The sequence below is a fragment of the Microvirga terricola genome, from assembly GCF_011777495.1.
Lineage (GTDB): Bacteria > Pseudomonadota > Alphaproteobacteria > Rhizobiales > Beijerinckiaceae > Microvirga > Microvirga terricola.
The window spans coordinates 339,919-352,233 of the sequence record NZ_JAATJS010000004.1 but is presented as its reverse complement, the minus strand read 5'-3'; the positions used below and the strand labels follow the sequence as shown (position 1 = coordinate 352,233).

Here is a 12,315-nt window from a genome sequence, read left to right as displayed (position 1 = left end):
GTTTCTTCCCTAATTTAGGCTTATGGTTTCTCAAGAGCCTAGCTAGCGAACTCGAAAGTCCAGCGCTAGGGTCGGATAAGCGCAACCATACTCGACTTAAGGCGAGTATCTGGAACGCTTTTGTGTCGCAAGCAGCCAAGTCGTTAAAAGTTTCGGTCCGTGCAACGCTTTCCAAGGCAAGGAAAAGTCGTTGTGGATGCCGAAGTTGTAGGCATTAAATCAAATCGGTTAGGATCGGCCGTCGGCTGGCAAATGGCTATAATTTGAGCACATCGGGAGATCGTCGTGACGCTGCTGATCGTTGGGCTGATTGTCTTTTTCAGCGTCCATGCCTTGACCATGGCTCGCACCTGGCGGGCGGGGATCATCGCGAAGATCGGGGAGGGGCCTTATAAGGGGCTCTATTCCCTTGTGTCGCTGGCTGGCCTCGTGCTGATCATCATCGGCTACGGCCAATACCGGCAGGCGGGGTACATCCCGGTTTGGGACCCGCCGGTCTGGACCCGGCATCTGGCTCTGCCCCTCGTGTGGATCGCCTTCGTCCTCTTTCCCGCCGCCTATCTGCCGGGGCGGATCAAGGCCGCCGTCAAGCATCCGATGATGGCGGGCGTGAAGATCTGGGCTTTCGCGCATTTGCTCGCCAATGGCGACCTGGGCTCGATCTTGCTTTTCGGCTCGTTCCTCGTCTGGGCCGTGACGGCACGGATCAGCGTGAAGTATCGCGGTGAGCCGGCGCCGGTCGCCCCTCCGGCAGGCATCCGTAACGACGTGCTGGTCGTGCTCATCGGAACGGCTGCCTATGCCATTTTCGTGATATGGCTCCATCCCCTGCTGATCGGGGTTCCCGTCTTGCCGGGCCAAAGCTAAGGCACCTATTCAGAGAAAACGCCTGCGACGCGATCAGCCCCTCGCCATAGGCGGGGCTCTATGCTAGGCGACCCAATTCGATAATGGAGGCGGTCTTTCAAGGCCGCAGAGGAAGTATGGCTCCGAACGACGAGTTCATCCGCGAGGTCGACGAGGAATATCGCCGCGACCAGATCGCCCAAATCTGGAAGCGCTACAACGGCGTCATCGTCGGCGTCGCCGTTCTTGTCGTGGCCTTGGTGGGCGGCTGGCGTTTTTGGGAGCATACCCAGGAAACCCGCGCTCAGGCTGCCGCCGTTCGCTATGAGGAAGCCCTCAAGCTTTCCCGTGAGGACAAGAGCAAGGACGCGGAGGCGGTTCTGGAATCGCTCGCCAAGGAAGACGGCTCGGGCTACGGCCAGCTGGCGAAATTCCGCCTTGCCGCCGAGCTTGGCAGCCAGAACGCGGAAAACGGCGCCTCGGCCTATGACGCTCTGTCGAACGACGCCAAGCTCAGCCCGCTCTGGCAGGATCTGGCCCGCCTTCGCGCGGCCTGGCTGCGCCTGGACACGGCGGAGCCCGCGAAGATCCGCCCGGCGCTCGAGCGCATCGCAGTTCCCGGCAACCCGTGGCGGCATTCTGCGCGCGAGCTTCTGGGCCTGTCGGGCCTGAAGGCCGGCGACATGGATTATGCCGGACGCTGGTTTGACCAGATCGCGGCGGATCGCGACACGCCTCCGGCTCTCAAGCAGCGCCTTGCCGTTTACACCGCCCTCGTGGCGGGCGGCCCGGTGCAGGTCACTCAATAAGCGAGGCATGACATGACGCCTACCGTCGCCATTGTCGGGCGGCCGAATGTCGGCAAATCGACTCTGTTCAACCGCCTCGTCGGCAAGAAGCTCGCGCTCGTAGACGACCGGCCGGGCGTGACCCGCGACCGGCGCGAGGGCGAGGCGCGTCTCGGCGATCTTGAATTCCGCATCATCGACACGGCGGGCCTGGAAGAGGCGACCGAAGAATCGCTTCTCGGCCGTATGCGCGCCCAGACCGAGGCCGCAATCGGCGACGCCGATCTGATCCTTTTCGTCGTCGACGCCCGCGTCGGCATTCTGCCCGCCGACCGGCCCTTCGCCGAAATGGTCCGCCGGTCCGGCAAGCCCGTCGTTCTCGTCGCCAACAAGGCCGAGGGCGGGGCGGGTTTGGCGGGCGCCTACGAGGCGTTCTCCCTCGGCCTCGGCGACCCGGTGCCCCTATCCGCCGAGCACGGCGAGGGCATGGCCGATCTCTTCGAGGCGCTGATGCCCTTCTTCCCCGAACCGGGCGACGAGGAGGAAGAGGAAGACACGAATAAGCCGCTTCAGGTCGCCATCGTCGGACGGCCGAATGCGGGCAAGTCCACCCTCATCAATCGCATGGTCGGCGAGGATCGTCTGCTCACCGGCCCGGAAGCGGGGATCACCCGCGATTCCATCTCGCTCGATTGGGAATGGCGCGGTCGTGCCATCAAGCTGTTCGACACAGCCGGCCTGCGCAAGCGCGCCCGCGTCGAGGACAAGCTCGAAAAGCTCTCCGTCGCCGATGCGCTTCGCGCCGTGCGCTTCGCGGAAGTCGTCGTGGTGCTTCTCGACGCGACCATTCCGTTCGAAAAGCAGGATCTCTCCATCGTCGATCTGGTGGAGCAGGAGGGTCGCGCCCTCGTGATCGGCCTTAACAAGTGGGACTTGGTCGCCGATCAGCCGGGCCTGCTGAAGGACCTGAAAGAAAAGGCGGCACGTCTCCTGCCGCAGGTGAAGGGCGCGCCGGTTGTGCCGCTCTCAGGGCTCGCAGGCAGCGGCATCGATCCGCTGATGAAAGCCATTCTTCAGGTCTATGAGACCTGGAACCGTCGCGTCTCGACGGCGCGTATCAATCAATGGCTAAGCGAGGCGCTGGAGGCAAACCCGCCGCCGGCCGTGTCGGGGCGACGCATCAAGATCCGCTACATGACGCAGATCAAATCCCGCCCACCGACCTTCGCGCTCTTCGGCAACCAGCTCGACGCTCTGCCGAAGAGCTACACGCGCTATCTCGTCAACAGCCTGCGCGAATCCTTCGACCTGCCCGGGGTGCCAGTCCGCATGTTGCTGCGCATGGGCAAGAACCCGTTCGACAAGGGGCGGGAGTAAGGGCCGCGGCCGATCGCAGGGCAACTCAGTCGCCGCGGCCGGCGCACGTCCTGCTATTATGAACATGCCACCACGGCTTGCGCGCTCTTCGACTTGTGGGAAATAGTCCTACATTTATAGTTGGCGCCCGCGGCCCGGTCTTGTCGCAGCGGGTTTCGGTCCAACCCGGGAGCGATGACCGATGGGTGAAGTGCTGTCGCATCGTAGGCTGTCGGAGTTGATCGGAGCGATCTATGACTGCGCCCTCGATCCGGGCCGCTGGGAGGCGGCCCTTGCGGATGTCGCCGATGCCTTCGATTGCACCGTCGCTTCATTGACCCTGAGTGACCTTCACAACAACCGCTTCCTGCTCAACAAGGCCGCCGGCTGGGAGCCCGCCCTGCTTCGTCTTAAGTCGGAACGGCACGTGCCTGAGATCAATGCCCGCCTGACGGAGTGGCTAGCCCTGCAAGCATCCGCCGACGAGATGTTCGTGACCTCCGTTCATCTCAGTCCCGACTATATTCAGACGTCGCTCTACGTGGAGGAGTGCCTCAAGCCGCAGGGCATCGTGGACATCATGCATATGTTTCTAATGTCCACGCACAGGCAATTCGCGGAGATCGGCCTTGGGCGGCATGCACGGCAAGGCGCCATCACGGGCCGTGAGATCGAACTGGGTCGGCTGCTCCTGCCGCACCTGAGAAAGACGGTTGCGATTAGCGATCTCCTTGATGTGCGGGCCATCGAACGCACACACATGGCCGAGGCCCTCGATGCGCTTCGTTGTGGGGTCGTCCTGACCGATGAGCGCGGAGGGATTCTGCACGCGAACCGTTCGGCGGAGCAGATGATGCGCAACGGCGGGCCGATCAGAAATGCCAATCGCTCCCTGGCTGCAGGCACGCCATCGGCAAGCCGGGAGCTCCGAAGCGCGATTGCGCTGGCGGCGCGGGACGAGACGCGGTTGGGTGAGATGCCTAGCGCTATCTGTCTCACGGATGGCAGCTTCCCCCCCGCCTACGCCCATGTGCTTCCCATGACAGTGGGGGACCTGCGCACACGTCTGCAACCCGAAGCCGTCGCCGCCGTCTTCGTCGGCAGGACCGATGAACGGAGTGGAGCCGCCCTAGTGGCCAAAGCCTTCGACCTTACCCCCGCTGAAGAGCGAATATTGGAAAGCCTTGTGGCAGGTCAGACCCTGGCGAAGGCGGCCAACCATTTCGGCATCGCTCAATCAACTGCAAAGACCCATCTGGATCACATCTTTGCCAAGACTGGCGTCTCCCGCCAGACGGAGCTGATCCGGCTTACGATGCAATTAGTCGAGCCGGTCCATTCTCAGTCTCCTGGAGACGCCTGAATTGGCCGCGCCGGGTCGACCGCTCCAAGTAGAGACGCCGGTCAAAAGCATTCGGCGGCCATTAGGATGCCCAGCGCACCCAGCACCAACCCGGATGCTTTGTTGATAAGGTTTAGGACCGTCACGCTCAGACTCGAGCGTAGGGCAGCCACACTCCCACTCACGACCAGCCACCAAGTCACCGACGCCGCAAAGACAGCTGCGACCATGGTGGAAGCGGCGCGGGGTTCTGGGAGCGCCACCGTCGGGAGGACAGCAGCTAGCAGAACGGGTGTCAGGGGATTGAACAACGCACATGCAACGGCGCTGCAATAGGAGGATATGGCACTGTGTCCATCGGCGGTAGGACCTGCAAGCGATACGGTTCGCCCAAGAATGCGGGCGCTGAACCAGAGAAGGAGACAGGCCGAGACTGCTGGGACAATTGCTTTGCTATACACGAGAGCCGAAATGATGGCGGGCCCCAAGCCGAGCACAGCGCAGGCGGTATAGATGGCGAGAACGGTTGCTGCTCCGAGACCGGTGGTAAAGCCGGCGAGGGCGCCGAACACCAGAGCGCGCTGAATGCAGAGCAAGCTCATCGGGCCTACGGGCATCGTAACGACGAGCCCTACCGTTACTCCGGACATGAATGCCGATATGCCACTCACGACCAAGCCTCGCGCAGTTGTTTTCGCCCGGTTTTTCCGCAGCTGATAAGGAAGGAAAAGCGACGGTAGCTTTTCAGGCGCTGCGCCGCGTCCACCGTTTGGTGGAGAGGGATAAATGAGGGAGCATGGAGACCGGAAAACAAAATGCCCGGCAATGAGCCGGGCATAGCTGATTAATGTAAAGCCACTTCTCTTGGCGATTTCACGCCGGCATCTGCGGCGTCAGCACTTTCCCGTCTTGCGTGAAGTCATAGATCTTGCCCGTCTGACCCCAAGAGGGCAGGGCGAGCTTCACGATGTGGGGGGCGAGGTCCTCCGGCGTCTTCAGCGTGAGCGGGTCCTCGCCCGGCATGGCGGCGCGGCGCATGGAGGTGCGCAAGGGGCCGGGATTGATGAGCATCGCCTTGACTGGCGTGGTCACCGTCTCAGCGGCGTAGGTGTAAACCAGCGCGTTCAGGGCGGCCTTCGAGATCGAATAGACACCCCAATAGGCGTTGCACTTGTTGGCCGCGCCCGAGGTCACGAAGATCGCGCGTCCCGCATCAGATGCGCGCAGCAGCGGGTCGAGGGAGCGGATCAGACGGTAATTGGCGGTGACGTTGATCGCCATCACCTCGTCCCAGACGGGCTGGTCGACGTGGGTGATGGGAGCGAGTTCGCCCAAAATGCCTGCATTGCCGAGCAGGATGTCGAGCTTGCCCCAGCGCTCGTAGATGGCTGCGCCCAGCCGGTCGAGGGCATCGAGGTCCTTCAGGTTGACCGGGACCAGCGTGGCGGACGAGCCCTTGGCACGGATCTCATCGTCGAGCGATTCCAGCGCTCCTTGCGTACGAGCGAGCGCAATGATATGCGCGCCCGCTTCCGCGAGCGCGAGCGCAGCGGCGCGGCCGATGCCGCGCGACGCGCCGGTAACAACCGCGACGCGGTTTTCGAGAGGCTTGGTCATTGAAGAAACTCAGTCGGCTTCGGCGAGAAGAGAGACGCGGCGCGGAGTGGCGACCGCGAGATCGGTGAGAGGGGTCGGATAATCGCCGGTGAAGCAATGGTCCGTGAACTGCGGCAGCGCCGCATTGCGGCCCTTCTCGCCCATAGCGCGATAAATGCCCTCGATGGACAGGAAGGCGAGCGAATCCGCGCCGATATAGGCGCGCATCTGCTCCAGATCATGGGTCGCGGCGAGCAGCTTTTCCTTCTCCGGCGTGTCGATGCCGTAGAAGTCGGGATGCGTGATCGGCGGGCTGGCGATCCGGAAGTGCACTTCCTTCGCGCCCGCTTCGCGCATCATGCGCACAATCTTCACCGAGGTGGTGCCGCGCACAAGGCTGTCGTCGACGAGCACGATGCGCTTGCCTTCGATGGCCGCGCGGTTGGCGGAGTGCTTCATACGCACGCCGAGCTCACGCACGGACTGCGTTGGCTGAATGAAGGTGCGGCCCACATAGTGGTTGCGGATGATGCCGAGCTCGTAAGGCAGGCCCGATGTCTGCGCGAAACCGAGTGCGGCGGGAACACCGGAATCCGGCACCGGGATCACGACATCGGCGTTGGCGGGAGATTCGAGCGCGAGTTCGCGGCCCATGCCCTTGCGGACCTGATAGACGTTGCGGCCGTTCACGACCGAATCCGGGCGCGCGAAGTAGATGTACTCGAAGATGCAGGGGCGGGCCGGCTGTTTCGGCGCGAAACGAATGGACTCGATACCCTCGTCGGAGATCACGACGATCTCTCCGTTCTCGATATCGCGCACGAAGCGCGCGCCGATGATGTCGAGGGCGCAGGTTTCGGACGCGAGGATATAGCGACCGTCAAGTTCACCCAGCACCAGCGGGCGGATGCCGAGCGGATCGCGCGCGCCGATCAGCTTCTTGTTGGTCAGCGCGACAAGAGAGTAGGCGCCTTCGATCTGCTGGATAGCCTCGACGAAGCGGTCGATGAAGGGCTGGCGGCGGCTGCGGGCGACGAGGTGGACGATCACCTCCGTGTCGGTGGTGGACTGGCAGATCGCACCGTCGCGGATGAGGTTGCGGCGAAGGGTCAGGCCGTTGGTGAGGTTGCCGTTATGGGCGACCGCGAAACCGCCACCGTCGAGCTCAGCGAAGAGAGGCTGCACGTTGCGCAAGATTGTCTCGCCGGTCGTCGAGTAGCGCACGTGGCCGATGGCGGAATGGCCCTCGAGCCGCTCAATGACGGAGCGATCCGAGAAGCCGTCGCCGACGAGGCCGAGCTTGCGTTCCAGGTGAAAGACGTGGCCGTCGAAGGAGACGATGCCCGCCGCTTCCTGTCCGCGATGCTGAAGGGCGTGGAGCCCCAGCGCTGTGATGGCGGCGGCATCGGGATGTCCGTAGATGCCGAAGACGCCACATTCCTCGCGCAGAGTGTCGCCATCGAGGTCGAGGTCTACCGCCTTGGGTTGGACCTGCCACGTCTCAGACCATGCAGACATCATCATTTCCCTGGATGCACGCCGCCCGGTGGCGTGAAGCCCCTATGTAAGCGGCCAAGCGCCTGCCGCCAATGCCTATTCGTGTCGCTCCCCCCGGCACACACGTGCCGAATGGATCAGCTGCGCCGCTGCGGCGAGGTCGGCGCGCCGGGAGCCGTCTGACGCTGCGGGTCGGGTTCGGCAGGCGCGCCCTGGTCTTCCGGTGCAGCGCCCTTGTTACGCAGCTTTTGCAGCAAAGTCTCGACGTTGTCCGGCAGCATGGCGATGATGTTGTCGCGGGTGTTTTCCATGGCGGGCCGGGTGCGCGAGGTCGTGGCCCAATCCGGGTTTTTGCCCTGGAGCAGCCAGCCCATGAAGGCCCAGCCGATGACACAAATCAGGAAGCCGCGCGCCGCCCCGAAGAGAAGGCCGAGCGTCCGGTCGATGGCGCCGATGCGGGAATCGAGGATCATGTCCGAGATCTGCACCGTGACGATCGACACGATGATGAGCGTCACGATGAAGATCCCGCCGATCGCAGCGATCAGCGCGACCGTATTGCTGTGAATATATTGCTGCGCAATCGGCAGCGCCGCCGGGTGCACGTACCAGGCGGCGGCTGCGGCCGCGACCCAGGCGACAATGGCCAGAACCTCACGCGTGAAACCGCGCACCGCGGCCAGAAGGGCCGAAATCAGAACGACGCCGATAACGACGAGATCAAGGACAGAAAAGGGCATGAGCCAAGCCTAACGCAATCGCAAACAATAGGGTGGGGGCCGCATTCGCGGGTTCAAGGCGCCGGCTGTATAACCTGAAGAGTGGCGCTCGTCACCTTTGGAGTGGGCTTTACTTGCTAAGCCTCTCTTGTGAACGGGAAATTCGGGCAAAATCAGGCGGATGGGCGGCGCGGCGAGACGGTAGCCCAGGCGGTCGCGTCCATTTTTTCAGGCCCGGCCCGCTTTTCACGGGCGGCGGTTATTTCCCTAACGCAAAGAGCCCCGGAGGTTCTTCTCCGGGGCTCTTCTTGCAACGGTTGGCTCTTATCTCAGACGATGAAAGGGTCGTACGCGGCGAAATTGACGAACAGGAAGTCGTCCGCGGTGAGGGTCGAACCGGGCTTCACCTTGAGAATCTGGATGCCCTTATGGCCGTGGCCGGCGCCATCAACGTCGAGGTAAACGGCGCCGTTCTTCTTGTTGTAATAGACGTAGTCGTTGCTGTCCTTGGCCTTGTCGCCGACGGTGAAGAACTTCTTGTTCAGCTTGCCGGACTTGAAGACCTTTTCGGCGCTCATGAACTTCTTGCCGTACTTGATCTTGAACGACTTCAGCGCGGTGAGATCGAACAGGAGGGTGTCGTCGGCGGAGTTGAAGTCGACAACGTGGTCGAAGTGGCCCGGCTTGACCGGGGTGTCGAACACGAAGGTGTCCTTGCCGGTACCGCCATAGAGCATGTCCTTACCCAGGCCACCGTGGATGGTGTCGTCGCCCGCCAAGCCGTACAGCTTGTCGTTTCCGGCGCCGCCATTGATGACGTCATTGCCGACCGTGCCGCTCAGCCGATCGTTCTTCGATCCGCCATTGAAGGTATCGACGACATCGGCAACGGTGATTGCAAACGTCTTTTCGAGGCTCAGCCCATCGGCGTCTTCGACAAGGACCTTAACGTTGTAGGGGCCCGACTTGCCGTATTCGAGCTTGGAGCCATCCACCAGGATCTTGGTGCCGGTGACATCGAGCTTGAACAGGCCGCCAACATCATCCGTCAGCGTAAAGGTATGCGTGTCGCCAGCATCCGGGTCGATCGCAGACAGCTGACCGACTTCCGCATCCTTGCCCGAGTGCTCATCGACAGTCAGCTTGGAGAGGCTGATATCGGTGGGGTTTTCGTTCTTGTCGGTGACGTCAATCCGGAACTCAGTCGCCGCGACCTCCGTGCCCTTGTCGCCCTTGGCGCTGATCGAAAGCAGGAAATGATTCAGTGCTTCGTCTTCGAAGTTGAAGAGGCTGACGCCGCCGGCTGCGCCCTTTTTCACATAGAGCGTGGAACCGATGATCTCAAAGCGGGCGCTGAAGCTGCTGGCCAGGGTGTAGGTGAAGACCTCACCGACCTGGCCGTCGACGCTGAGCGCGCCGATTTCCGTGTTATCGTCCGGGTTCTCGGCAACGGTATGGGCCGAGAGTGTGATTGCAGCCATTGTGGTCCCCCAGCGCGGAGCGAATCCCGCCTAGATTGCTGTCCTTTTCCGGCGTCGCTCGCCGGGCCAGATACCTATAGGGAGCTGTAATTTTGTGTCAATAAAAGACAGCGGTGGGACCTGATTGACAAGCCCTAGGCGCCCTTGCGCCGCCGCATGGCAATGCCCGCGACCAGGTCGCTGATGTGATCGAGCGAGGCCGTCGCAAGCGGGAGATTTTCCTTCTTGGCCTTCTCGGCACGCGCTGCCGGGGAAACGGCATTGGCGAAGCCGAGTTTGGCCGCTTCCTTCAGCCGCGCCTGCTCTTGGGCCACGGGCCGGATGGCCCCGGAGAGGCCCATTTCACCGAAATAGACCGTATCCGGCGGCAGGGGCGTGCCGGAGAGGGAGGACACCAGCGCCGCCGCCGCGGCGAGATCGGCGGCGGGTTCGGTGATCCGCAGGCCGCCAGCGACGTTGAGATAGACGTCGTGCATACCGAGCTTCAGGCCGCCATGGGCCTCAAGCACCGCCAGCACCATGGAAAGGCGGTTCTGGTCCCAGCCGACGACGGCGCGGCGCGGATTGCCGAAGGAGGTCGGTGCGACGAGTGCTTGAATTTCCACCAGAAGCGGGCGGGTGCCCTCCATGCCTGCAAAGACGGCCGTGCCGGGGGTCGCGAGATCGCGCCCGGCCAGGAAAAGCTCGGAGGGATTGAGCACCTCACGCAGGCCCTGATCCGACATCTCGAACACGCCGATCTCGTCGGTGGGGCCGAAGCGGTTTTTCACCGTGCGCAGGATGCGGAAATGGTGGCCCGTGTCGCCTTCGAACGAGGCGACCGCATCGACCATGTGCTCGACGACGCGCGGCCCCGCGATCTGCCCGTCCTTGGTGACGTGGCCCACGAGAATGACCGACGTGCCGGTGGTCTTGGCGAAACGGATCAGGGATTGGGCGCTGCCGCGGACCTGCGTCACCGTGCCGGGCGCCGATTCCACCGTCTCGGTCCACATGGTCTGGATCGAATCGATGATCGCGAGCGCGGGAGGTCGGCCTTGCGTCAGTGTCGCGATGATGTCCTCAACATTGGTCTCGGACGCGAGTTCGACCGGCGCATCGGAGAGACCCAGCCGCTCCGCGCGCAGACGCACCTGCGCGACCGCTTCTTCGCCCGAGATATAGGCGACGCGATGTCCCCGTTTCGCGAGCGCCGCAGAGGCTTGCATCAAAAGGGTCGATTTGCCGATGCCCGGGTCGCCACCGAGCAGGATGACGGAGCCGTGCACAAAGCCGCCGCCCGTCACCCGGTCGAGTTCCGCGATGCCGGAGGGTGTGCGCGGCGCTTCCTTGGCCTCGCCCGACAAGCCTTCGAGCGGGAAGATGCGTCCCTTGGCGCGCGCAGGGCGCGTGGCGACGGGGCCGACCATGGGGTTGGACGAGCCCGTTTCTTCGACAATGGTGTTCCATCCGCCGCAGGCCTCGCACTTGCCTTTCCAGCGATTGTAGACCGCGCCGCAACTCTGGCAGGCGAAAGAGGCTTGGCGCTTCGCCATCAGAATTCCGCTTCACGATGTGTGCGGGCGTAGCGGCGACCGAGGCTCGTCAGAATCTCGTAGCCGATGGTGCCCGCGCGGCGGCCGACCTCGTCGATCGTTAGCTCGCCGCCAATAAGCGTCACGAGATCGCCGCGCTTCACATCGTTTTCGGGAACGTCGGTGACATCGACGATGATGAGATCCATCGAGACGGTGCCTGCGAATGGGCAGAGCCGATCGGCGACGATAGCCATTCCACGCGTGGTCGCTTCACCGCTCACGCCGATGCTGCTCGCGGAGCGCGGATAGCCATCCGCATAGCCGATGGACAGCGTGGCGAGGCGACGTTTGCCGCGTGCGGTCCAGCGCGAGTTATAGCCGACGCCTTCGCCTTCCTCGACTGTCCGCAACTGGATGATGCGGCTTTGCAGGCTGACGACGGGGCGCATCGGGTTGGCCTGATCCGGCGTCGGGTTGCCGCCATAAAGCGCGTAGCCGGGGCGCACGAGTTCGAAATGCGGCTTTTCCTCGCGAAGAATGCCGGAGGAGTTCGCGAGCGAGCACGGGATGCCTGGGAGGCTCTGGCGGATCGCCGAAAAGGCTTCGATCTGGCGGCGGTTGAGCGGGTTGTCCCGCTCCTCGGCGCTGGCGAAATGGCTCATCAGCAGCGCGGGCTCAAAATCCTTCAGGCGCGAGTCGTTCTTGAGGTTCAGCCCCTGCGCGACCGTGAGGCCCAAGCGGTGCATGCCTGTGTCGAAATGCACGGCGGCCTTGAGCTTTTGACCCTGCGCCCGGCAGAACGCGGCCCATTCCTCAAACTCGTCGAGAGAGCCGAGAACAGGGCGAAGCTCGAACTCGCGATAGACCTCGCAGGTGCCCGGGGGCAGGCCATTGAGAACATAGATCGTTGCTTCAGGCGCGACTGTTCGCGCCCGGACCGCTTCACTGAGATGCGCGACGAAGAAGGTGCGGCATCCGGCCCGATAAAGCGCTGGCACCGTCGTCTCGATGCCGGTGCCGTAGGCATCCGCCTTCACCACCGCCGAAGCTTCTGCATCGCCCGCGCGGTCGCGCATAAACCGCCAGTTGGAAACAAGCGCGCCGAGGTCGATGTGGAGCAGGGAGCCAGCCTCGGCATCTGCGATGAAGCGGGCCTGTGAGGCTTTCATGATG

11 protein-coding genes are annotated in these 12,315 nt (G+C 63.1%); 4 read left to right on the top strand and 7 right to left on the bottom strand.

The annotated features are described in order from the left end of the window. The first annotated feature begins 285 nt into the window (after positions 1–285). The 4 genes from HB375_RS13780 to HB375_RS13765 all read left to right on the top strand — a co-directional run bounded on the left by HB375_RS13780 (position 286) and on the right by HB375_RS13765 (position 4,353). Positions 286–867: an NnrU family protein gene (locus tag HB375_RS13780; protein WP_167673563.1), complete on the top strand. Its 582-nt coding sequence runs from the start codon at positions 286–288 to the stop codon at positions 865–867. Between the two features lie 116 nt (positions 868–983). Further along, entirely contained in the window at positions 984–1,655 is a 672-nt protein-coding gene (locus tag HB375_RS13775; protein WP_167673562.1) for a tetratricopeptide repeat protein, read from the top strand. Positions 1,656–1,667: 12 nt separating this feature from the next. After that, positions 1,668–3,011 (top strand): ribosome biogenesis GTPase Der, encoded by a 1,344-nt coding sequence (gene der, locus HB375_RS13770; RefSeq protein ID WP_167673561.1) that lies wholly within the window; start codon positions 1,668–1,670, stop codon positions 3,009–3,011. A 181-nt stretch (positions 3,012–3,192) separates the two neighbouring features. Then, a complete protein-coding gene (locus HB375_RS13765; protein ID WP_167673560.1) occupies positions 3,193–4,353 on the top strand; it encodes a helix-turn-helix transcriptional regulator in 1,161 nt (386 codons plus the stop codon). 41 nt (positions 4,354–4,394) lie between these two features. Here HB375_RS13765 and HB375_RS13760 read toward each other — a convergent pair whose 3' ends face one another. From HB375_RS13760 to alr, 7 genes are all read right to left on the bottom strand, one after another. After that, positions 4,395–4,949, bottom strand: coding sequence for a LysE family translocator (locus tag HB375_RS13760; RefSeq protein WP_281409354.1), 555 nt, complete (start codon positions 4,947–4,949; stop codon positions 4,395–4,397). A 256-nt stretch (positions 4,950–5,205) separates the two neighbouring features. Further along, positions 5,206–5,949, bottom strand: coding sequence for an SDR family NAD(P)-dependent oxidoreductase (locus HB375_RS13755; RefSeq protein ID WP_167673558.1), 744 nt, complete (start codon positions 5,947–5,949; stop codon positions 5,206–5,208). Positions 5,950–5,958: 9 nt separating this feature from the next. Further along, a complete protein-coding gene (gene purF / locus HB375_RS13750; RefSeq protein WP_167673557.1) occupies positions 5,959–7,446 on the bottom strand; it encodes an amidophosphoribosyltransferase in 1,488 nt (495 codons plus the stop codon). Positions 7,447–7,562: 116 nt separating this feature from the next. Next, positions 7,563–8,165, bottom strand: a complete 603-nt coding sequence (locus HB375_RS13745; protein ID WP_167673556.1) for a CvpA family protein — start codon at positions 8,163–8,165, stop codon at positions 7,563–7,565. Between the two features lie 308 nt (positions 8,166–8,473). Next, positions 8,474–9,625, bottom strand: coding sequence for a calcium-binding protein (locus tag HB375_RS18430; protein WP_167673555.1), 1,152 nt, complete (start codon positions 9,623–9,625; stop codon positions 8,474–8,476). A gap of 134 nt (positions 9,626–9,759) precedes the next feature. Then, positions 9,760–11,160 (bottom strand): DNA repair protein RadA, encoded by a 1,401-nt coding sequence (gene radA, locus HB375_RS13735; RefSeq protein WP_167673554.1) that lies wholly within the window; start codon positions 11,158–11,160, stop codon positions 9,760–9,762. Beyond that, positions 11,160–12,311, bottom strand: a complete 1,152-nt coding sequence (alr, locus tag HB375_RS13730; RefSeq protein WP_167673553.1) for an alanine racemase — start codon at positions 12,309–12,311, stop codon at positions 11,160–11,162. Before alr ends, radA begins: the two co-directional genes overlap by 1 nt. Positions 12,312–12,315 lie beyond the last annotated feature (4 nt).